Genomic DNA, 21,432 nt, shown 5'->3' with positions numbered 1-21,432 from the left:
GCGTGCGGCGAAGGTCCAATGGCGGCGCGCGCCCTGCGCGCCTATTCTGCGGAAATGCCTCGCCAGCGGACGAAGCGCGAAAGGAGCCCACATGAACCCCGACTTCAACGGTGTGATCGAACTCGACGTGCGCGACTCCACGCCGGACTGGGAACCGTTCCTGGCCCGGCGCGCGCCGCAGGGCGCGCCTAACGTGCTGGTCATCCTGTACGACGACACCGGTCTGGCGGCATGGGAGCCCTTCGGCGGGCGCATCGAGATGCCGACGCTCAAGCGCCTTGCCGACGCCGGATTGACCTACTCGCAATGGCATACGACGGCGCTGTGTTCTCCGACGCGCTCGTGCTTCCTGACCGGCCGCAACCACCACCAGAACGGCTTCGCCACGATTTCCGAGGCCGCCAGCGGCTTCCCCGGCTATCACTCGCACGTGCCGCCGGAGTGCGCCACCATGGCCACGGTGCTGCGTGAGGCCGGCTGGAGCACCTTCTGGGTCGGCAAGAACCACAACGTGCCGGTCGACGAATGGACCATGGGCGCGTCGAAGAAGCGCTGGCCGCTGGCGATGGGCTATGACCGCTACTACGGCTTCATCGGCGGCGAAACCAACCAGTGGTATCCCGACCTGGCCGAGGACAACCACTACGTCGAGCCGCCCTACTCGCCGGAGGAAGGCTACCACCTGTCGAAGGACCTGGCCGACAAGGCGCTCGAATTCATCCGCGACTCGCGCCAGACCGAGCCGGACAAGCCCTGGTACCTGTGGTTCTGCCCGGGCGCCAACCACGCGCCGCACCACGCGCCCAGGGAATACATCGACAAGTACAAGGGCCGGTTCGACGACGGCTACGAAGCCTATCGCGAGTGGGCCCTCGCGCGCATGATCGACAAGGGCATCCTGCCGCAGGGCACCGCACTCACGCCGCTCAACCCGATGCGTGAAGACACGTTCAGCCAGCTCGACGCGGTGCGTCCGTGGGACACGCTGTGCGCCGACGAACAAGCGCTGTTCAGCCGCATGGCCGAAGTGTACGCCGCCATGTCCGAGTACACCGACGTGCAGATCGGCCGCATCGTCGACTACCTCGAGGAATCGGGACAGCTCGACAATACCCTGGTCATGTATTGCGCGGACAACGGGGCTTCCGGCGAGGGGTCGCCGAACGGCTCGATCAACGAAGGCAAGTTCGCCAACGGCTTCCCCGACGATATCGGCCAGAACCTGGCGATGCTGGACCAGCTGGGCACCCCGGCGACCTACAACCACTATCCGACCGGCTGGGCGGCGGCATTCTCGACCCCGTTCCGGATGTTCAAGCGCTACTCCTACCAGGGCGGCGTCGCCGATCCGCTCGTCATCTGCTGGCCCAAGGGCATCCGCGCGCGCGGCGAGGTGCGCCACCAGTACCATCACTGCACCGACATCGTGCCGACCATCCTCGAATGCTGCGGCGTGACGATGCCTGACACGGTCGACGGCGTGCCGCAGACGCCGCTGCCGGGCGTCTCGATGCGCTACTCATTCGATGACGTCGATGCTCCGACACACAAGGAAACCCAGTATTACGAGATGCTGGGCACCCGCGGCATCTGGCACCAGGGCTGGAAGGCGGTCACCGAACACGGCCCGTTCACCGACATCGGCAAGTTTGACCAGGATCGCTGGCAGCTTTTCCACACGGACGAAGACCGCTCCGAAGCGCACGACCTGGCCGACCAGCACCCGGAAAAAGTCGGGGAGATGGCCGCGCTCTGGATGAGCGAGGCGAAGAAATACCATGTGCTGCCGCTGTCCGACCTGGGCGTCATGGGCATCCTCAAGATGGAATTCAAGCCGCCCGTGCCGCCCAGCCGGCAGTATGCCTATTACCCGGGCACCAGCACCGTGCCGGAACACTCCGCCGCCAATACCCACGGCGTCTCGTTCAAGGTGCTGGCGGATGTCGAGTTCACCGCCGACAGCCAGGGCATCCTGTTCGCCCACGGTTCACGCTTCGGCGGGCATGCGCTGTACGTCAAGAACGGTAAGCTCATCTATGTCTACAACTTCCTCGGCATCCCTCCCGAGCAGCGCCTGGTCGGCGACGCGCCCCGCTCCGGCAAGCACGTGGTCGGCGTCGAGTTCATCAAGGAGAGGATGGGCGAATACAAGGAATCGTATGGCCCGGCGCGCCTGTACGTCGACGAACGGATCGTGGCCGAAGCGCCGATCCGCACGATGACGGGCCACTTCGCCATCACCGGCGAGGGCCTGTGCATCGGCTACGATTCGGGCGACGGCGTGTCGAACGATTACCGGCCCAAGTTCGCATTCTCGGGCGGCAAGATCAACAAGGTCGTGTTCGACGTCGGCGCCGACCTGTACGTCGACGTCGAGACGCACCTGGTCGCCGCCATGGCGCGCGACTGAGCCCGTTCGCCGGACCGGGAAGCCCGGCTTAGCGCTGCTTGTTGGTGACGTTGATGAAGTCCGACTTGCGGATCATCCCGTGCACGCCCTTGGTGCCGTCGACGACCTGGCTCACCTGGAAGTCCGAGGCGGCGCTCAGGTAGGCGAAGGCGGTGGCGCGGTCCATGCCCAGCACCTCGGTCAGGAAGCGGATCGATTCGCGCACCGCGTCCTTCATCGCTTCGTCGAGGTCGGGATTCAGGCCGATGGTCACCCAGTGCTCCGGCGTCTCGCCCATCGGACGGGTCAGGCTGCCGGAGCTCGACGGAATGTCGGCGTCGCCCTTCTTGAGCAGGGTGATGCGGAAGGTCGGACGCAGCGAATGCTCGAGCGCGGTCAGCGCGACTTCGCCGTCGCCCTGCACCATGTGCGGGTCGCCCGTATAGAAGTTGGCGCCCTTGACCAGCACCGGGAAGTAGACGGTGGTGCCGACGCCCAGGTCGTTGATGTCCATATTGCCGCCGTGCAGACCCGGCGGAACCGAATGCACCTTGTCGGTGGTCGCCGCGGCCACGCCCATCGTGCCCATGAACGGCGCGGTCGGGAACGTCACCTCGGTGCCGTCCTTGGTCTTCATCACGCCCTCCCATTTGCCGTCCTTGTCGCGGCGGATCGGGGTGAACACCGACACGTTGTGGTAGGCGGACGGGTTGGCCGCCGAGGCGTTCGCCAGCGGCTTCGGCGTCTCGGGGAACTCGCCCGGCAGCGCGCCCTTGCCGTGGCGGTTCGACACGACGCCATACGGCACGCGCGGCACCGCCGACAGCAGTTCCACCTTCAGCACGTCGCCCGGTTCGGCGCCCTGGATCTCGACCGGTCCGGTCACGATGTGCGGGCCGTCCTTGTAGAAATCATGGGCCATGTTCGAGCCGGTGATGGCGACCGCGTCCTTGAGCACCATATTCGCCGGAATGCCCTTGCTGCCGAAATACTTGACCGGATCGCGGCCCTGGTCTTCCACCAGGCCCTCGTGCGACAGCGTATCGAACACGATCGTGGCGCCCGATGGAATCGACAGCACCGGCTTGGTCGCCGCATTCGGCAGATAGCCCCACTGGATCGTTTCCACGGTCGACGGCACGTAATAGACCTCATGCTGCGTGCCGGGCAGGACGATGCGGCCGGGCTTGTCGGCCAGCGGTTGCAAGGGGAAGCCCGCATCGGCCGCTTGTGCGGATGCGGCAAGCGGGGCCATGCCTGCGATGGCGAGTGCGGTCAGAAGGAAGGTGGTGCGAAACTTCATGGTGGCTCCAAAGTAGAACTGTTTAGCAAGAACCTGCTAAACAGCAACAATCATGCCAAACCATTTCAGAGCTTTCTTGCGGAAAACGCACTATGGCAGTGCACTACCTGTGTCATCAAACGGCGAAGTATTCCAATACGATGCACATTCGTCTATACAAATACGTCGGGGTTGCGATAAATGATACCGATGAAAAAAAAGCTGGTCCGCGGTACGGATCCAGCTTTTCATGCATGCCGCCGACGATCTCGCGGCAGTCGTATTTAGTTCCAGCCTCCCGCATTGCTGCGGAAATCTTCCTGGAACGGCTTGCCGGCCTCAGCCTGCTTGCGAATGATGCTCCTGGCGCGGCTGCCGGCGGCAGCGACGAGGGCATTGACGATCTTTTTCACGTTCTGACTCCTGGATTGCACCGCCGGCAACGACGGCGCCTACGATAACGATGGCTATGCAAGGGTTATATAGGCGACCCGGACGAACTTCCAATTCCGAGTAGCAATATCAGACATCAGCTCCGTGAATGTTAATCGAGCTGCCTCTGTAGCCAGCTATGGATCCCATCGAGGGAACGGAATTCGGACACCGAGCGGCAGGCGATGTGCGGGTGGCGCGCTTGCAACATGCGCGCCAGCGCGGCGCCCGGCCCCAGTTCGAGCGCGACTGTCACGCCCGCCTCCTGGCAGGCGTCCATGCAGTCCTTCCAGCGGATCGGCTCGGCGATCTGGCGCGGCAGCTCGCGCATGGCCTTCTGCGCATCGATAACCGGCTCGGCCGAGATGCCGGACACGACCGGAAACGCCGGCGCCGCCCAGCGCTGCCTCTCCAGCAGCGCCGCGAACGGCGCCACGGCGCCCTGCAGCAACGGCGTGTGCGAGGCCACGGCCACCAGCAGCACGGTGGCGCGCCCGCCGGCCGCCAGTGCAGCCCCCGCCAGCGCCTCGCCCAAGGCGGCGGGGCCGCCGGCCACCAGCGCATCGTCACCGGTCACGATCGCGGGATAAAAGCCGAAGCGGGCCAGCAGTCCCTCCACGCTCCCATCCGGCATGCCGGACAGCGCGACCATCGCCTGCGCCGCCCCGCCTTCCAGGCAGGCGTCCATCATCCGCGCGCGTTCGATGGCCAGCGTCACCGCCTCAACCGGATCGAGCGCGCCGGCGACGCCATAGGCCGACAATTCGCCGATGCTGTAGCCGGCCACCAGCGCCGGTTCCGGCAGCCGGGCGCGCAAGGCGGTCCACATCGCCAGGGTCGCCGCGACGATGGACGGCTGCGCGACGCGGTTGGTAAACCGTTCTTCGCTCTCCACCGCAGCGCGCAGCAGCGGCGCCAGCTGCGGGTCGCCGAACCATGCGTCCAGCAGGCGGCTGGCGCCAGGGTCCAGGCGCGCCAGCTCGAACATGCCGGCATGCTGGGCGCCCTGCCCCGGGCACAGGATGGCGAGCCGTCCCGCCATGCTAGTTCACCGTCACGGCCTGCAGCAGGCAGGCGGCGCCCAGCAGGTCGGCCGCGCCGCCCGGCGACAGGCGGCTGGCGACGAAGGCGCGGTGACAGGCCAGCGCCCGCGCTTCCCAGTCGGGGCTCGCGGTGCCGCCGCATGCGACAAAGGCGCGCGCGCGGCGCCGCACGCCCAGGGCGCCTTCGATCCCGCCGCGGTGATAGACATTGGTGTCGCTGATGTGGGCCATCAGGGCGAACAGCGCATCGATGCGCGCCTCGCGCATGCCGCGGCCCTCGGCCAGCGTGCGGCGCAGCGCCGGCAGGCCGACCGCGAACACCGAGGGAAAGCCGCGCGCGCCCTCCTCGCGCGCGCCGCTGGCGGCGTAGGCCAGCCGCGCCTGGGCGCCGTTCGAGGCGGCGCCGGCGTCGATGCTGTGGGCGCCGAGCTCACGGCCCCAGCATTGCAGCAGCATGGCCTGCACCGCGGCCGCCGTCAGCGGGACGCCGCGCGCACGACAGCGCCCGATCGCGGCGCACAGCATGCCGAGACAGAAGATGGCGCCGCGGTGGGTGTTGATGCCGGCGGTGGCGCGCAGCATGCGCGCTTCGGCATCGATGCCGAGCCGCTTGAGCGCGTGGAACGGCGCGTCATCCACGCCGGCCCGGGTGATGTCCAAAAAATAGCGGCGCAGCGCGAACATGCTGCGCATGAAGGTCGCGGCCGTCATGTCGGCGTGGCTGCCGTTGTCGACGAGAGAGACCAGGCCCGGTTTCGGATACAGGACCAGTTCGGCGTACAGGCTGCGCACGGCCAGGCGAGCGATGCGTTGGGCAAAGGCGCGCGCGCCGGCGGCAGCCGGCAGGCGCGGCGCCGGCGTCGGGTGCAGGGCGATCAGTTCGGGCACGTCTCTTCCTCCAGCGTCGCGATCAGTTCTTCGGGCAGCACCAGCGCGATCCGGTGCAGTCCCTTGGTCAGCACCCGCGTGCCGGGGGCGCCGGCAAACGCCGCGCGCAGCTCCTTCCAGGCCACCGCGCGGCCGTCGGGAAACACCACTTCGCCATCGAGCGGCAGGATGCCCGCGTGCCAGGCCAGCAGGTCCAGCCCCTTCATCAGCTGGCGCCGGCTGGTGGGCTGCAGCAGCACGTCGATGTCGGAATGCGGCGTCAGGTAGTACTGGCCGGTCAGCGCCGCCAGCGCCACCGAGCCATACACCGCCAGGCTCACGCCGGCGTCGGCGGCCTGGCTTTCGAGCAGGGCCAGGCTGTCGCGCCACTGCTCCGGCACCGCGTCCAGGGCCGCGACCAGCGGCAAGGCGCGCGTGCGCCGGCCAATATCGGATAGCTCGACCCGGCAGCCGAACTTCAGCTTGCCGCCCTCTTCAAGGCGCGGCGGCAGCGGAAAGCCGATCGCCACCTCGTTCGCCGCCATCCCGGCCTCGGCGCGCCGCACCACGGCCGGCCAGCCGCCGTCGCGCCAGCGGTCGAGCGCGGCCAGCGCCGCCTCGGGCGCGCCGGCGCGCACGCGCTGCCAGCCGCGGTGCGTCAGCCAGACCAGGTCATGCCGCGCGAACATGGCCGCCACTCCTGACCGCCTCGGCCACCGGCTGCGCCATCAGGCGCCCGCCGCGCTCGCGTCCCAGCGCCATGCGCCGGTCTTCGTCCGTGGCGTCGCGCAGCGCGCGCACCAGCTGCGCGGCGAGATCGTCTTCCCAGATGCCGTGCAGGCCGCCCATGCGCAGGTAGTTTTCGGGGCCCGGCGCGAACACCGGATTGTCCCGAGCCAGCTCGGTCAGGCGTTCTTCGGGCACCTTGGTGATGCGCGCCATCGCCGGCAGGCCCATCACGCGGATGGTCGACTGCGGCAGCGCATAGCAGGCGCTCGCGATCAGGCCGCTGGTGATGAAACCGCCCGACAGCGCCTGGTCGTACACCAGGCCGATCACGGTATGCCCCTGGCGGCGCGCCAGGTCGACGCACTTGCCCAGGTGGGCCATGAAGCTGTTAATGCCCAACATCTCGTCGCGATGGCGCAGGCGCTGGCCCTGCGTATCGACCAGGATCAGGATCGGCCGTCCCGGATGCTCCCGCACGGTCTGGAGGATCGCCTGCGCCTGGGCCAGCGCGATCTCGATGCCGATCGGCGTGTGGCCGGTGGTGCCGATCACGGCGAACGGCTGGCCGTCGACCTGCGCCGTGCCCGATAAAAAGTTGTCGCGTTCGACGATCTCATGACCGCCCGGGAAAAGCTGGGTTGTAAGTAGTTGCCAATCCATTGTCAGTCTCCGCTTGTGGCGCGGTATTGCGCCGCCATGTCGAGGAAGGCGTCGGCTTCCAGCATCGGCACCTTTGCGGGTTCCGGCACGCCGAGCTGCCGCCACACTTCCATCGGTTCTTTCAGACCGTCGGCGTCGCGCAGGCGCCGCGCCAGCATGGCCTGCTCGGCCAGCAGGCCTTCGAGGGTCAGGCGCACTTCGCCGCCACGCAGCTCGGCGATCGCCGCGATGGCGGCCGCGCGGAAGGCTTGCGACTCGCCCGCCACCAGCACCTGGCAATCGCCCAGCAGGTAGCGGTGCTTGCCGCCCGTGGTGCGCCAGACCAGCGCACGGTCGCGCGAATCGAACTCCTCGACCCCGTTGGCGGTCTCGATCACCTCGGGGCCGGACATCGCCAGCCGCCCTTCCTCGGACATGATGACGGTGTTGGCGCAGCGCGCCGCGATGCCCATGCCGCCGAAGCAGCCATTGGCGCCGCCCACCACCGCCACCACCGGGATGCCGGCGGCGCGCACATCCAGCATGGCGCGCATCACTTCCGACACCGCGATCAGGCCGGCATTGGCCTCGTGCAGGCGCACCCCGCCCGATTCCAGCAGCAGCAGCACCGCGTGCGCATGCTCGTCGATCGCGCGGCGCAGCATGCCCACCAGCTTGGCGCCGTGGACCTCGCCCACCGCGCCGCCCATGAAGCCGCCCTCTTGCGCGGCCCCGAACACCAGCTTGCCATCGAGCTTGCCGCGGCCGACGACGACGCCGTCGTCGAACGACACCGGCGCATCGAGCTGGGCCAGGTGCGGACTCGCCACCCGTTCGCCCGGCGGCAGGAATTCCTCGAAGCTGCCGGGGTCGAAGATCGCCGGAATGCGCTGGCGCGCCGTCAATTCCTGGTAGCTGCTCATACTGCGCCTCCGGTCAGGGACTCCACCGCCTGGTCGAGCCGCAGGCTGACCACGGCCGGCGTGGCCCCCATGTCGTTGATGCTGATGCGCGCGTCGGCGAGACTCCAGCGATCGTGAAAATCGGCCATCACGGCCTGCCAGGTGGCGCCGAAGCCGACGGCCGCGGTGCGCACCTCGATCTCGCACGCGCCCTGCAAGGGCGACGGCTCGATCAGCACCTCGAGATTGCCCGAGCCGACCACGCCCACCAGCTGCGGCATGCCGGCCAGGGAACGCCTGCCCTGCTCGAAACGGTATTTCAACGTTTCCATGGTTGTTTCCTCACCAGTTCCTGAAGCGCTTCGGCGGGTCGTACAAGCCGCCGGATGCGCGCACCAGGCCCTTCATGTTCTTGGCGGCCAGCAGGTCGCGGGTCGCCATTCGTTTGTCGATGCCGAGGTCTTCGGGGCGCTGGACGATGCCGCGGTCGCGCAGGTTCTCGACCATGCGCTTGTCGCGCCCCATGCCGACCGGCGTATAGCCGGCCACGCCGCGGATCGCCTGCTCGCGTTCTTCCTCGGTGCGGCACAACAGCAGGTTGGCGATGCCCTCTTCGGTCAGGATGTGGGTGACGTCGTCGCCATAGATCATCACCGGCGGGATCGCCATGTTCGCCTGCTCGGCCAGCTGCCAGGCGTCGAGCTTTTCCACGAACGCCGGCGCCATGTGCTCGCGGAAGGTCTCGACCATCTGCACCACCAGCTTCTGCCCGCGCGGGATCACGTTGCGGCCCTGCCGCGCCTGTTCGCCGGCCTTGAGCCAGGCCTTGCTCGGGTGGCGCCGGCCGCGCGCATCGGCGCCCATGTTCGGCGCGCCGCCGAAGCCGGCGATGCGGCCCAGGGTCGCGGTCGACGAATTGCCCTGCAAGTCGATCTGCAGGGTCGAGCCGATGAACATGTCGCAGGCGTAGTGGCCGGCCGCCTGGGAGAACGCGCGGTTGCTGCGCATCGAGCCGTCCGGCCCGACGAAGAACACGTCCGGCCGCGCGCCGATGTATTTTTCCATGCCCAGCTCGGAGCCGAAGGAGTGCACCGATTCCACGAAGCCGGCTTCGATCGCGGGAATCAGCGCCGGGTGCGGGTTCAGGGCCCAGTGGCGCGCGATCTTCCCCTTCAAGCCAAGATCGGCGGCATAGGTCGGCAACAGCAGCTCGATGGCGGCGGTGTCGAAGCCGATGCCGTGGTTCAGGCGCTCGATTTCGTACTCGGCATAGATGCCCTTGATCGCCATCATCGCCATCAAGACCTGGATCTCGGAGATCAGGGCCGGATCGCGCGTGAACAGCGGCTCGATGTAGTACGGAGTCGGCGACTGCACCACGTAGCCGACCCAGTCGCCCGGGATGTCGACGCGCGGCAGCTTGTCGACGATCTGGTTGACCTGGGCGATCACGATGCCGCTCTTGAAGGCGGTCGCTTCGGCGATGGCCGGCGTGTCCTCGGTGTTCGGGCCGGTGTACAGGTTGCCCTCGCGGTCGGCCATCTCGGCCGCCACCAGCGCCACGCGCGGCGTGAGGTCGATGAAGTAGCGCGCGAACAGCTCCAGGTAGGTGTGGATCGCGCCGATATTCAGCTTGCCGGTCTGCGCCAGCTTGGCCAGGCGGCCGGCCTGCGGGCCGGAGAACGAAAAGTCCAGCTTCGAGGCGATCCCCTTGTCGAACACGTCGAGGTGCTCCGGCAGCGACAGCACCGACAGCAGCATGTGCAGGTCATGCACGCGGCCGGTGTCGACTTTCGTCAATGCCTTGCCCAGGAAATCGGCCTGCTTCTGGTTGTTCCCCTCCAGGCAGACCCGATCGCCCGGCTCCAGCACGGCATTGAGCAGGTCGACGATGTGCGCGGCCTGGACGATCTTGCCGTCCAGCGCCCCGCCGAGCGCCGCCTGGACCCGTGCCAGGCGATCGCCGCGGTTGCGTTGCTGGGTAGTCCAGCGGCCTTCAGCTTGATTCATGAGATTTCCTGTTATTGCAAAATATGTGTGCCCTCAGAACACCACGAACAACACCCACAGCACGAGCGGCGCCACCAGGGTGACGATGCCGCCATAGATCATCAGCTGCCGTAGAAAGACGTCGCGGTCGATGTGCTGGGCGCTGGCCAGGACCAGCGCGCCGTTGGTCGAGAACGGGCTGACGTCGACGATGGTCGAGGCGACCGCCATAGCGGCGATGAAGCCGATCGGATCGACGCCGGTGCCCGAGGCCAGGAACGGCACCGCCAGCGGGATCAGGGAGCCCAGCACCGCGGTCGAGGAAGCGAAGGCCGAGACGATCGCGCCGACGAACAGCAGCAGCAGGGCCACGGTCAGTGGCGAAGCCAGGCTGGCGGCGCTGTCGCCGACCCAGGTGATGGTGCCCATCTTCTGCATCACGCCGACATAAGTGCTGACGCCGACGATCAGCATGATCTCCGGCCACGACACCTGGCCGATGGCGCGTTTCTGCACCTGCGGCGACAGGATCGAGATGAGCAGGCCGATGGTGATGGCCACGAAACCGATGTCGAGCTTGTACAGCAGGGTCAGCACGGCCAGCGCGATCAGGCCGACCACGGTGAACATCTGGTGGAAGGTCGGGCCTTCGTTCAGGTCGACGCCGGCATGGCCGGCCGCGCTGCCCGAGCCGGTGGCGCTCACGGCGCCGACGGCCGCGCTCGAACGTTCCTTGGTCAGGCGTTCCTCGCTGGCCGATTCATTCTCGGCGTCGCCATAGATCTGCGGGCCCTGGGCCGCCACCGCCACCGGCGGACCGAACGGCGAGACCGGCAGGCCCTTGCCCGAGCGTTCGGCCTTCGGCACCTGCTGGCGCATCAGCTTGGCGCCGCCGAAGGCGAAGAACAGCAGCACCGACACCGCCAGGTTGACGCCCAGGCTGGTGAAGGCGGTGGTCAGCGGCGAGATCGGCAGCCCCGCTTCCATCACGACCTTGTTGGTGATGCCCCCGTAGATGCTGATCGGCGAGAAGCCGCCGCCCTGGGCGCCGTGGATCACCAGCAGGCCCATCATGAGGGGATTGATCTTGTACTTGGCCGCGAAGCCGAGCGCGATCGGCGCGATGATCGCCACCGCCGCCGGGCTGACCGCGCCCACCGAGGTGAGCAAGGCGGTGATCGCGAACATGACCCAGGGGATGGCCGCGATGCGCCCGCCGACGGCGCGCACCGCGAGCCGCACCAGCCAGTCGATGGTGCCGTTGTTCTGGGCCTGGGCGAACAGGAAGGTGATGCCGACCAGGGTCAGGAACAGTTCGGCCGGGTAGCCGGACATGATGGCCTTGGTTTCCATGCCGGCGATCAGGGTGCCGACCAGGAAGGCGCCGACGAAGGCGATGACGCCCATATTGATGGGCATGGCGGTGGCGACGATGAACATCAGCGCCAGGACGCAGATTGCAATGACATGAGAGGACACGGCGAGGCTCCTTCGAGGTGCGGCGCCGGCTCCAACCGGTGTGGCCGCGGGTGGTACGTCTCCAGTACATGATCCCGTGCGGGCCATGCTCTTAGTTACGCTCTTGAGTCGGGCTCTTGGTGAGCTATTTGTGCTGCCAAGTTAACCGCGATTGGACTGGAGATCAATTACGCCCGGTCGGAAACGTTTACTGTCAGCGAAACTGTCGACCTAAAAGTTGGCCCGGATGCTGCGCTGCGGTATCAGGCGCTCCTGTGCTTGAGCATGCGGCACACGGCCGCCAGCGCCAGCAGATTGGGGTCGCGTTCCCGCACCCGCAAAAAGCTCAGGCCGATGGTCTGTTGCATGTGATAGTCGGCTTTCAGGGGGATCAGCTGCACCTTGTCGCCGAAGGCATTGCGCACCCGGCCCGGCAGCAGGGTGTAGCCGATGCCGGCCGCCACCAGGTTCATCAGCGAGAAGATGTCGCCCACGCGGGTGACGATGGTCGGCGCATAGCCGGCGATGCGGAAGGCTTCCTGGAAACCGGTGAGGGTCACGAAGCCATCCTTCAGGCACACGAATTTCTCGGACGCGCAGGCGCGCAGGTCGACTTCCTTCATCTTCGCGTAGGGCGAGCCGGCCGGCGCGGCGAAGAACACGTCGTCCTCGAACAGCGGGATCGATTCGATCTCGGGATCGGGATCGGGCATCCCCATCAGCGCCGCGTCGATCGCGTTCTGCTTCAGCTTGTGCAGCAGCTCGGCGTTCGAGCCCAGCACCAGCTCGGTCTCGATCTCCTGCTTGCGCAGCTTGATGCCGATGATGACCTCGGGGATCGCCCCCGTCGTCAACGAATACAGCGAGCCGATCCTGAGATGGTCGGCCGAATAGCCGGCCGCCGAGCGCGTGGCGGCGATCCCGTCCGCCATCAGCTTGACCACTTCGCGGCTGACATCGGCCAGCACCTGGGCCGCCTCGTTCGGGATCAGGTTGCGGCCCTGCAGGCTGAACAGCTGGCAGCTCATGCCCTCCTCGAGCGAGTGCAGCGCGCGGTGCACGCTCACCGCGCTGATGTCGAGCATGCGCGCGGCGGCGTTCAGGTTGCCGCCTTCCATATAGGCCAGCAGGATCTCGAGTTTGCGGAAGGTGATGTCGTCGCTGATCTGGCTGCGCATGGGGGCCCTTATGAAGATGAACCTTGAATGAACCTTGCGAGGATACCGCGCTCTTCAATCCGGCGCCAATGCAGGCTGCATGCCGCCCTGGACGAACAGGCTCGGCGAGCTGTCGGCGTACTCGCGCAGCACGTCCCACACCACCTTCACGCGGCGCAGGCGATACAGGTCGGTCGGCGCCGCCAGCCAGAACGAGCGCTCGGCCGAAAAACCCGGCAGCACCGGCACCAGCCGGCCATCGTCCGGCACCGCATAGGGCGGCGCCATCATGAGGCCCATGCCCAGCGACGCCGCCTCGATCTGCGCCGTCATGCCCGAGCAGCACATGCGCCGGCGCGGCGTGAAACCCAGCTCGTTCAGGTACGACAGCTCGCGGCTGGCGAGACGGTCCTGCACGTAGTCGACGAAGTCGTGGCGCGCCAGGTCGGCCTGGGTGCGGATGGCCGGATGGCGCGCCAGGTAGCTCGGGGCCGCATACAGGTAGAAGTGGAACGAGGCCAGGCGCGTGACCACGTAGCGGCCGGTGGTGGGCGGATCGAGCATCACGCCGAGATCGGCCTCGCGGTTGGCCAGGTTGGCGAAGCGCGGCAGCGCCAGCAGGTCGATCTGCAGGTCCGGGTGCTGGTCCAGCAGGCCGACCAATAGCGGCGCCACGACCTTCACGCCGAATACTTCGGGCACTCCGAGCCGCACCACGCCGTGGGCCGCCACCTCGGCCCCGCCGATCTGCTCGGCCGCCGCCAGCGCCGCCCCTTCCATCGCCTCGGCGTGCGGCAGCAGGGCCAGGCCGACCTCGGTCAGCTCATAACCCTCGCGCGAGCGGTCGAACAGGGTCGCGCCGAGCTGGGTCTCGAGCCGGTCGATGCGGCGCGCGACGGTCGTGTGCTCGACGTCGAGGCGGCGCGAGGCGCCCGACAGGGTGCCGGCGCGGGCCAGCTCGAGAAAGAATCGTAAGTCCGTCCACTCCGGAAGCGTATTCATGAGAGTACCTCGACAAACCTACTGCGCGTTGCCAGGGCGGCCTGCGATGCTCGCCGTACTGCTCGTACGGCTGCGCTTCTCGGCCGCCCTGGCTGCCGCTCGCTACGGTTTTTCGAGGTACTCATGAGATCGCTTGTCAGATATCAAGATGACACATTGTGCGCTCGTGCACATTCCCTCTGCAAGCAATTTACCGACGATGTCTGCAGTGGCACAGAAATGGTGCGCTGCGGCATCTGTCCCTAGGAAAGCTCACAACGCGGGCCGGCAAGCGGGCTGTGCATTCATGCACAACGGGGTGGGCGATTGTTGACTATTCAACCAAACCCGACCTTGGCACACTGCCTGGCATGCGCTCGATCGCACGTATGCTCGATTGCATGCCATACCAAAAATGAGGAGACTAGAATGCGTCTGACCAGGAACAAGATGAAGCTGCTGAATCAGTCCGCCGCCGCCCTGCTGGTGCTGTCCGGCGGATCGATGGGCGTGGCACAGGCCCAGGATGCGGCCGGCACGCCGGCCGCTTCGCCAACCGAGGAAAACGTCTCGAAAGTGGTGGTCACCGCGCGCCGGCGCGAGGAGACCCTGCAGGATGTCCCGGTCTCGGTCACCGCATTCAGCGCCGACCAGCTGTCCAAGCAGGCCGTGCCCGACGTGACCGCCCTGGCCCTGGCGCTGCCGAACACCACCCTCAAGGCGTCGCGCGCCACCAACACCACGCTCACCGCCTTCATCCGCGGCGTCGGCCAGGCCGATCCGCTGGCCGGCTTCGAATCCGGCGTCGGCATCTATATCGACGACATCTACCTGGCCCGCCCGCAGGCCGCGGTGGCCGACATCTACGACGTCGAGCGCATCGAGGTGCTGCGCGGCCCGCAGGGCACGCTGTACGGCCGCAACACCATCGGCGGCGCCGTCAAGTACGTGACCCGCAAGCTCGGGCCGCAGCGCGACGTGCGCGTGCGCGCCACCGTCGGCGAGTACGGCCAGAAAGAAGCCGTGGTCACCGCCAGCACCCCGCTCACCGACACCGCCCGCCTGGGCGCCACCGTCGCCCGCTTCAAGCGCGACGGCTTCGGCGACAACCTGTTTACCGGCAAGGGCAACTACGACAAGGACGTCACCGCCGGCCGCGTCTCGGCCGAGTTCACGCCCAGCCAGGACCTGTTCATCCGCCTGGCCGGCGACTTCACGCAGGACGACTCCAATCCCAAGAACGGCCATCGCCTGATCGTGGGCCGCACCAGCGGGGCGCCGATCCTGCCGGACGTGTTCGACACGCGCGCCAACCTCACCAAGGCGCTGGGCCGCGACCAGGAAGTGCGCGCCTACGGCGGCTCGGCCACCATCGAATACCACGTCAACGACGAATGGAGCGTGAAGTCGATCACCGCCGCGCGCGAAGACAAGTCGTGGGCGCCGATCGACTTCGACGCCCTGCCCGTTGTGGACATGGAGGTGCCGGCGCTGTACACCAACCGCCAGTTCAGCCAGGAGCTGCAGGTGACCTACAACGGCCCGCGCCTGCAGGGCGTGGCCGGCGTCTACTACATGGACGCCAATGCCTTCAACGAGTTCGACACCATCCTGGCCGGCGCCGTGCCGACGTCCACCTATACCATGGGCGACATCGACACCAAGGCCTGGGCCGCCTACTTCGACGGCAGCTACAACCTCACCGACACCCTGAGCCTGTCGCTGGGCGGGCGCTACACGGTCGACAAGCGCGAAGCCGACGTGCTGCGCCAGATCTACTTCGGCCTGGCCGGCTCGCCCCAGATGGGCAACCCGGGCGCGCTCCTGTTCCGCACCGACACCGACCTGCGCAATGGCCTGCTGGAGCGCGAAGACAAGAAATTCACCCCGCGCGTGGCCGTCAACTGGAAGATGAACCCCGACCACAACGTCTACGCCTCGTATTCCGAAGGCTTCAAGGGCGGCGGCTTCGATCCGCGCCTGAACGTGGTCGGCACCCGCATTCCGCTCGACGTCGCCCGCGCCGGCTATGCGCCCGAAACCATCGAGACCTATGAGCTGGGTCTCAAGTCGGCCTTCAACGGCGGACGCATCACCACCAACGCCGCGCTGTTCTACAGCGACTACCAGGACGTGCAGATTCCCGGCTCGATCGCGGTCGACACCAACGGTGACGGCCGCGACGACAGCTTCGCCGGCGTGACGACCAATGCCGGCAAGGCCGAGATCAAGGGCGCCGAGCTGGAAGCGATCGCCAACATCACGCCCAACTTCATGATCGCCGGCATGGTCAGCTACATCGACGCCAAGTACAAGGAATACATCGTGGCGGGCGTGAACGTGGCCGGCCAGCGCATCTTCCAGAACACGCCGAAGAACTCGGCCAACCTGCGCGCCAACTACGACATTCCGCTGCCGCTCATGGGCCACAACGGCCGCATCTCGCTGATCGGCAGCTATTCGTACAAGGGCGCCACCGCCCAGTTCGAGACGCCGTCGATCCTCGACCAGGAGTCGTACCGGATCTGGGATGCATCGATCGTGTGGACCCGTCTAGATGGCAAGGTGCGCGCCGGCCTGCATGGCAAGAACCTGGGCGACGAGCACTACAAGACCGCCGGCTACCTGTTCCCGACCCTGGGCAACGAAGGCACGGTCACCGCCTTCTACGGCAACCCGCGCACGGTGTCGGCGACGCTGGAGCTGCGCTTTTAAGAGCAAACCCGCTGCAGCGAGCGAAGCCACCCGAAAGGCCCGCTGCAGCAAACGAAGCCACCCGAAAAACCAGCGGCGGCATCGAAGCCGCACGTCATCCCCGCGCAGGCGGGGACCCCAGTTCTTCACCAGCGTCGCAAACGTCAAAAAAATCGAACACTGAACAGGAACCGCCGCGTGCCAACCAGCTCCCCCATCACCTACACCAGCAGCGACGGCCTCGCCCTCTACGCACGCGATTACCACGGCGCAGGCGGCCCGGCCCGCCTGCCCGTGATCTGCATCCACGGCCTCACCCGCAACTCGCTCGACTTCGACGAACTGGCCCCGCAGGTGGCCGGACTCGGACGCCGCGTGCTGGCGGTCGACGTGCGCGGCCGCGGCCACTCGGCGCGCGACCCGAACCCGGCCAACTACACGCCGCTGGTGTACGCCGCCGACGTGGTGGCCCTGATGCATGCGCTGGGCATCGCGCGCGCCGTCTTCATCGGCACCTCGATGGGCGGCCTGATCACGATGACCCTGGCCGCGCAGCGCCTCGACCTGGTGGCCGGCGCGGTGCTGAACGACATTGGCCCGGTGCTGTCCCCGCGCGGCCTGGAGCGCATCGCCGGCTACGTCGGCAAGCCGGCCACGTTCGCCAACTGGGACGAGGCCACCTGCTACGTCCGCGACATCAATGCCTGCGCCTTCCCCGCCAATCCGGACACCGAATGGAACAAGTGGGCCCAGCGCGCCTTCGAACAGCGCGACGACGGCCTGTTGTGCGCCCGCTACGATCCCGGTATCGCCCACAGCCTGCAAAACGGTAGACTTCCTCCAACCTCGCTGGCCTTGCGCATGGCTTTCCGGCGCCTGACGCGGCATCGCCCCACCCTGATGATCCGGGGCGAATTGTCCGACCTGGTCGAGCTCGAGCAGGCGGCCTGGATGCGCAAGGCGGCCCCCAGCCTGGCCTATACCGAAGTGCCGAACGTCGGCCATGCGCCGATGCTCACCGAACCGGAAGCCTTCGAGGCGATCGGCGCTTTCCTGGCGCGGGTCCCTTAATTAAAACAAGGAGACACACGATGCAGCACCTGATCAAACCCCTCGCACTCTCCCTGGCCCTCGCCTTCGCGGCCGGCGCCGCCCCTGGCGCGCTGGCGCAAGGCAAGGAATTCAAGGTCGCCCTCATCGCCGGCAAGACCGGCATCATGGAATCCTATGCGCGCGAGACCGAGGCCGGCTTCATGCTCGGCCTCGAATACCTGACCGGCGGCACCATGACGATCAATGGCCGCAAGATCAAGGTGATCGTCAAGGACGACCAGAGCAAACCGGATCTCGGACGCACCCTGCTGGCCGAGGCCTATGGCGACGACCGGGTCGACATCGCCGTCGGCACCACTTCGTCCGGCTCGGCGCTGGCCATGCTGCCGGTGGCCAAGGAATACAAGAAAGTCCTGATCATCGAACCGGCGGTGGCCGACGCCATCACCGGCGACAAGTGGAACAAGTACATCTTCCGCACCGCGCGCAGCTCGATGCAGGATGCATTGGCCGCCGCCAGCACGCTCAAGGGCGGCAGCGTCGGCTTCCTGACCCAGGACTACGCCTTCGGGCGCGATGCGATCAAGGCCGGCAAGGAAGCGCTGGCCGCCACCGGCAGCAAGGCCAGGGTGATCCACGAAGAATACGCGCCGCTGGCGACGACCGACTTCACCGCCGCCTCTACGCGCCTGTTCGACGCCTTGAAGGACAAGCCGCAGCCACGCATCCTGCAGATCGTCTGGGCCGGCCCCAATCCGATGAACAAGATCGCCGACCTCAAGCCGGAACGCCATGGCATCGTGCTTTCCCCCGGCGGCAACATCCTGCCGGTGATGAAGACCTGGAAGAACTTCGCCGGCACCGAAGGCACGATCTATTATTACTACGGCTTCCCGAAGAACAAGATGAACGACTGGTTCGTCGCCGAACACCTGAAGCGCTTCAAGGCCCCGCCCGACATGTTCACGGCCGGGGGCATGGCGGCGGCGGGCGCGGTGGTGGCGGCGCTGACCAAGGTCCCGGACGGCAATGGCGACAAGATGGTGGCGGCGATGGAAGGCATGAGCTTCGAGACCCCGAAAGGCACGATGACCTTCCGCAAGGAAGACCACCAGGCGATCCAGCCGATGTACCACTTCCGCATCAAGAAGGACCAGAAGAACGAATGGGACTTGCTGGAACTGGTGCGCGAAATCCCGGCCAGCGAACTGCCGCTGCCGGTGAAGAACAAGCGCTGACATGACGGCGCCCCCTGTTCCTGACCCGCGCCGGCCGGCGCTGTCGACGCGCGACCTGACCGTCCGCTTCGGCGGCCACGTCGCGGTGAACGCGGTGACGGCGGACTTCTACCCCGGCACCCTGACCGTGATCGTCGGCCCCAACGGCGCCGGCAAGACCACGTATTTCAACCTGGTCTCGGGCCAGCTGGCGGCGACCGGGGGCACGGTCGCGCTGCACGGGCGCGACGTGACGCGCGACGGCGCGGCGCGCCGTACCCGCTTGGGCATCGGCCGCGCCTTCCAGCTGACCAACCTGTTCCCGCACCTGACCGTGGTCGAGAACGTGCGCCTGGCGGTGCAGAGCCGCGCCGGCATGGGCCTGAACTTCTTCTCGATCTGGTCGAGCCACAAGGAGCTGATCGCGCGCGCCGAACACTACCTGGAGCGGGTCGCCCTCATGCCCCGGCGCGACATGTTCGTCGGCGCCCTGTCGCACGGCGACCAGCGCAAGCTCGAAGTGGCGATCCTGCTGGCGCTCGAACCCTCGGTGATGATGTTCGACGAACCCACGGCCGGCATGAGCGTGGACGAGGTGCCCGTGGTGCTCGACCTGATCCGCCAGGTGAAGCAGGAACGCGACAAGACCGTGCTGCTGGTCGAGCACAAGATGGACGTGGTGCGCCAGCTGGCCGACCGCATCGTCGTGCTGCACAACGGCACGCTGGTGGCGGACGGCGATCCGCGCGAAGTGATGGAATCGAAGATCGTACAGGAAGCCTATCTTGGAACACCCGAACCCGAACATGCTCACGCCTGATCCGGCGCACGACGCTTGCCTGCTGCGGCTGTCCGGCGTGCACACCCACATCGGCCAGTACCACATCCTGCAGGGCGTCGACCTGGCGGTGCCGCGCGGCGAACTGGCCGTGCTGCTGGGCCGCAATGGCGCCGGCAAGACCACCACCCTGCGCACCATCATGGGCTGTTGGCGTGCCAGCGCCGGCAGCATCCACTTCGACGGCCGCGACATCACCCAACTGGCCACGCCCGACATCGCCCGCGCCGGCATCGCCTACGTGCCCGAGAACATGGCCGTATTTTCCGAACTGACGGTGCGCGAAAACATGGTGCTGGCCGCCCGCAACGGCCCGCTGGACGCGGCCCGCGTCGACTGGATCTGCGGCTTCTTCCCGGCCTTGCGCAAGTTCTGGAACCAGCCGGCCGGCAACCTGTCGGGCGGCCAGAAGCAGATGGTGGCGATCGCGCGCGCGATCGCCGAACCACGCAAGCTGCTGCTGGTCGACGAACCGACCAAGGGCCTGGCGCCGAGCATCGTGCAAAGCCTGATCGCCGCCTTTCGCGAACTCAAGGAGCGCGAGACCACGATCCTGCTGGTCGAGCAGAACTTCAACTTCGTGCGCTCGCTGGGCGACAGCGTCAGCGTGATGGACGACGGCCGCGTGGCCCATGCCGGCAAGATGGCGGCGCTGGCCGGCGACACCGCGCTGCAGCAGCGCCTGCTCGGGCTGTCGCTCGACTCCCACCAATAGGACCCGACATGAGTGCAATCCTCCCTGTTTCCAACACCGAGACGCAAGCCGATGCGCCCCTGCCGGCGGCCAGGCGCGACATCGCGCCGCTGCTGCTGGTGCCGGCCCTGATGCTGGCCATGCTGCCGCTGGTCGGCAGCTTCCCCACCTGGCTCACCCTCACCGTCGCCGGCCTGGCGATGGGCATGATGATCTTCATCATGGCCAGCGGCCTGACCCTCGTGTTCGGCCTGATGAGCGTGCTGAACTTCGGCCACGGCGCCTTCGTCGCCGTCGGGGCGTTCTCCGCCACGCTGGTCCTGCTGCCCATGCGCGGCTGGCTCGAGATGGACTCGCTCCTGATCAACCTGGGCGTGCTGGCCCTGGCCGTGACCCTCGCGATGGTCGTCACCGGCCTGTTGGGCTGGGCCTTCGAGCGCATCATCGTCAAGCCGGTCTATGGCCAGCACCTCAAGCAGATCCTGATCACGATGGGCGGCATGATCGTGGCCGAGCAGCTGATCCACGTGATCTGGGGCGCCGAGACGATCGCCTTGCCGCTGCCGACCGCGCTGCGCGGCGCGATCCTGATGGGCGATGCGGCAGTGGAAAAATACCGGCTGGTGGCGGTGGTGGTCGGGCTGGTGGTGTTCATCGCCATGTTCCTGGTGCTGAATCGCACCAAGGTCGGCCTGCTGGTGCGCGCCGGCGTCGAGAACGGCGAGATGGTCGAAGCCCTCGGCTACCGCATCCGGCGCCTGTTCGTGGCCGTGTTCGCGGCCGGCTCGGCGCTGGCAGGCCTGGGCGGCGTGATGTGGGGCCTGTACAAGGAAACGCTCACCGCCGCGATGGGCAGCGAGATCATGGTGATGATCTTCATCGTCATCATCATCGGCGGCCTGGGTTCGGTAGGCGGCTGCTTCATCGGCGCCCTCCTGATGGCGCTGGTGGCCAACTACGCCGGCTTCCTGGCGCCGAAGATCGCCCTGGTGTCGAGCATCATCCTGATGATCTCGGTCCTGCTGTGGCGTCCGGCCGGCCTGTATTCGACGTCGCGGAGCTGACCTT

At 67.1% G+C, this 21,432-nt stretch carries 19 protein-coding genes; 7 read left to right on the top strand and 12 right to left on the bottom strand.

The annotated features are described in order from the left end of the window. Positions 1–91 precede the first annotated feature (91 nt). Positions 92–2,410 carry an arylsulfatase gene (locus ABIB42_RS16570; RefSeq protein ID WP_312487990.1) on the top strand — a complete coding sequence of 773 codons (2,319 nt, stop codon included), beginning with the start codon at positions 92–94 and terminating at the stop codon, positions 2,408–2,410. A 28-nt stretch (positions 2,411–2,438) separates the two neighbouring features. Here ABIB42_RS16570 and ABIB42_RS16565 read toward each other — a convergent pair whose 3' ends face one another. The 12 genes from ABIB42_RS16565 to ABIB42_RS16510 form a co-directional block, all read right to left on the bottom strand. Continuing rightward, on the bottom strand, positions 2,439–3,692 hold the full coding sequence (locus ABIB42_RS16565; RefSeq protein ID WP_005669561.1) for an acetamidase/formamidase family protein: 1,254 nt from the start codon (positions 3,690–3,692) through the stop codon (positions 2,439–2,441). Positions 3,693–3,955: 263 nt separating this feature from the next. Beyond that, complete coding sequence (locus ABIB42_RS16560; protein WP_429248660.1) at positions 3,956–4,084, bottom strand: hypothetical protein; 129 nt, start codon at positions 4,082–4,084, stop codon at positions 3,956–3,958. A gap of 131 nt (positions 4,085–4,215) precedes the next feature. Continuing rightward, positions 4,216–5,145: an ACP S-malonyltransferase gene (locus tag ABIB42_RS16555; protein WP_429248659.1), complete on the bottom strand. Its 930-nt coding sequence runs from the start codon at positions 5,143–5,145 to the stop codon at positions 4,216–4,218. A gap of 1 nt (position 5,146) precedes the next feature. Beyond that, on the bottom strand, positions 5,147–6,034 hold the full coding sequence (gene mdcB / locus ABIB42_RS16550) for a triphosphoribosyl-dephospho-CoA synthase MdcB (RefSeq protein WP_429248658.1): 888 nt from the start codon (positions 6,032–6,034) through the stop codon (positions 5,147–5,149). Next, the gene (gene mdcG, locus ABIB42_RS16545; protein ID WP_429248657.1) at positions 6,022–6,702 is read right to left on the bottom strand and encodes a malonate decarboxylase holo-[acyl-carrier-protein] synthase; all 681 of its coding nucleotides are present in this window, start codon (positions 6,700–6,702) and stop codon (positions 6,022–6,024) included. Before mdcG ends, mdcB begins: the two co-directional genes overlap by 13 nt. Beyond that, a complete protein-coding gene (gene mdcE, locus ABIB42_RS16540; RefSeq protein WP_429248656.1) occupies positions 6,686–7,402 on the bottom strand; it encodes a biotin-independent malonate decarboxylase subunit gamma in 717 nt (238 codons plus the stop codon). The genes mdcG and mdcE overlap by 17 nt, the downstream gene beginning before the upstream one ends. Positions 7,403–7,404: 2 nt before the next feature. Further along, positions 7,405–8,304, bottom strand: coding sequence for a biotin-independent malonate decarboxylase subunit beta (locus ABIB42_RS16535; RefSeq protein WP_429248655.1), 900 nt, complete (start codon positions 8,302–8,304; stop codon positions 7,405–7,407). After that, positions 8,301–8,615, bottom strand: a complete 315-nt coding sequence (gene mdcC / locus ABIB42_RS16530; protein ID WP_005669552.1) for a malonate decarboxylase acyl carrier protein — start codon at positions 8,613–8,615, stop codon at positions 8,301–8,303. The genes ABIB42_RS16535 and mdcC overlap by 4 nt, the downstream gene beginning before the upstream one ends. A 10-nt stretch (positions 8,616–8,625) precedes the next feature. Beyond that, positions 8,626–10,293: a malonate decarboxylase subunit alpha gene (gene mdcA, locus ABIB42_RS16525; protein WP_429248654.1), complete on the bottom strand. Its 1,668-nt coding sequence runs from the start codon at positions 10,291–10,293 to the stop codon at positions 8,626–8,628. A 33-nt stretch (positions 10,294–10,326) separates the two neighbouring features. Further along, positions 10,327–11,751, bottom strand: a complete 1,425-nt coding sequence (locus tag ABIB42_RS16520) for an SLC13 family permease (protein WP_005669549.1) — start codon at positions 11,749–11,751, stop codon at positions 10,327–10,329. A gap of 242 nt (positions 11,752–11,993) precedes the next feature. Continuing rightward, positions 11,994–12,908 carry a LysR family transcriptional regulator gene (locus tag ABIB42_RS16515; protein WP_005669548.1) on the bottom strand — a complete coding sequence of 305 codons (915 nt, stop codon included), beginning with the start codon at positions 12,906–12,908 and terminating at the stop codon, positions 11,994–11,996. A 54-nt stretch (positions 12,909–12,962) separates the two neighbouring features. Continuing rightward, complete coding sequence (locus tag ABIB42_RS16510; RefSeq protein WP_005669546.1) at positions 12,963–13,889, bottom strand: LysR family transcriptional regulator; 927 nt, start codon at positions 13,887–13,889, stop codon at positions 12,963–12,965. 408 nt (positions 13,890–14,297) lie between these two features. On the opposite strand from ABIB42_RS16510, the gene ABIB42_RS16505 reads away from it, so the two are divergent. The 6 genes from ABIB42_RS16505 (at position 14,298) to ABIB42_RS16480 (ending at position 21,428) form a co-directional block, all read left to right on the top strand. Further along, on the top strand, positions 14,298–16,583 hold the full coding sequence (locus ABIB42_RS16505; protein ID WP_429248653.1) for a TonB-dependent receptor: 2,286 nt from the start codon (positions 14,298–14,300) through the stop codon (positions 16,581–16,583). 177 nt (positions 16,584–16,760) lie between these two features. Continuing rightward, a complete protein-coding gene (locus tag ABIB42_RS16500; protein WP_005669544.1) occupies positions 16,761–17,633 on the top strand; it encodes an alpha/beta fold hydrolase in 873 nt (290 codons plus the stop codon). A 20-nt stretch (positions 17,634–17,653) separates the two neighbouring features. After that, the gene (locus ABIB42_RS16495) at positions 17,654–18,853 is read left to right on the top strand and encodes a substrate-binding domain-containing protein (RefSeq protein ID WP_005669543.1); all 1,200 of its coding nucleotides are present in this window, start codon (positions 17,654–17,656) and stop codon (positions 18,851–18,853) included. Between the two features lies 1 nt (position 18,854). Beyond that, positions 18,855–19,652, top strand: coding sequence for an ABC transporter ATP-binding protein (locus ABIB42_RS16490; protein ID WP_005669542.1), 798 nt, complete (start codon positions 18,855–18,857; stop codon positions 19,650–19,652). After that, positions 19,639–20,385 (top strand): ABC transporter ATP-binding protein, encoded by a 747-nt coding sequence (locus ABIB42_RS16485; protein ID WP_040777656.1) that lies wholly within the window; start codon positions 19,639–19,641, stop codon positions 20,383–20,385. The genes ABIB42_RS16490 and ABIB42_RS16485 overlap by 14 nt, the downstream gene beginning before the upstream one ends. 8 nt (positions 20,386–20,393) lie before the next feature. Beyond that, complete coding sequence (locus ABIB42_RS16480) at positions 20,394–21,428, top strand: branched-chain amino acid ABC transporter permease (RefSeq protein ID WP_273028404.1); 1,035 nt, start codon at positions 20,394–20,396, stop codon at positions 21,426–21,428. Positions 21,429–21,432: the final 4 nt, after the last annotated feature.

The sequence above is a fragment of the Massilia sp. UYP32 genome, assembly GCF_050434365.1.
Lineage (GTDB): Bacteria > Pseudomonadota > Gammaproteobacteria > Burkholderiales > Burkholderiaceae_D > Telluria > Telluria timonae.
This window is presented reverse-complemented; position numbering and strand designations above follow the sequence as displayed.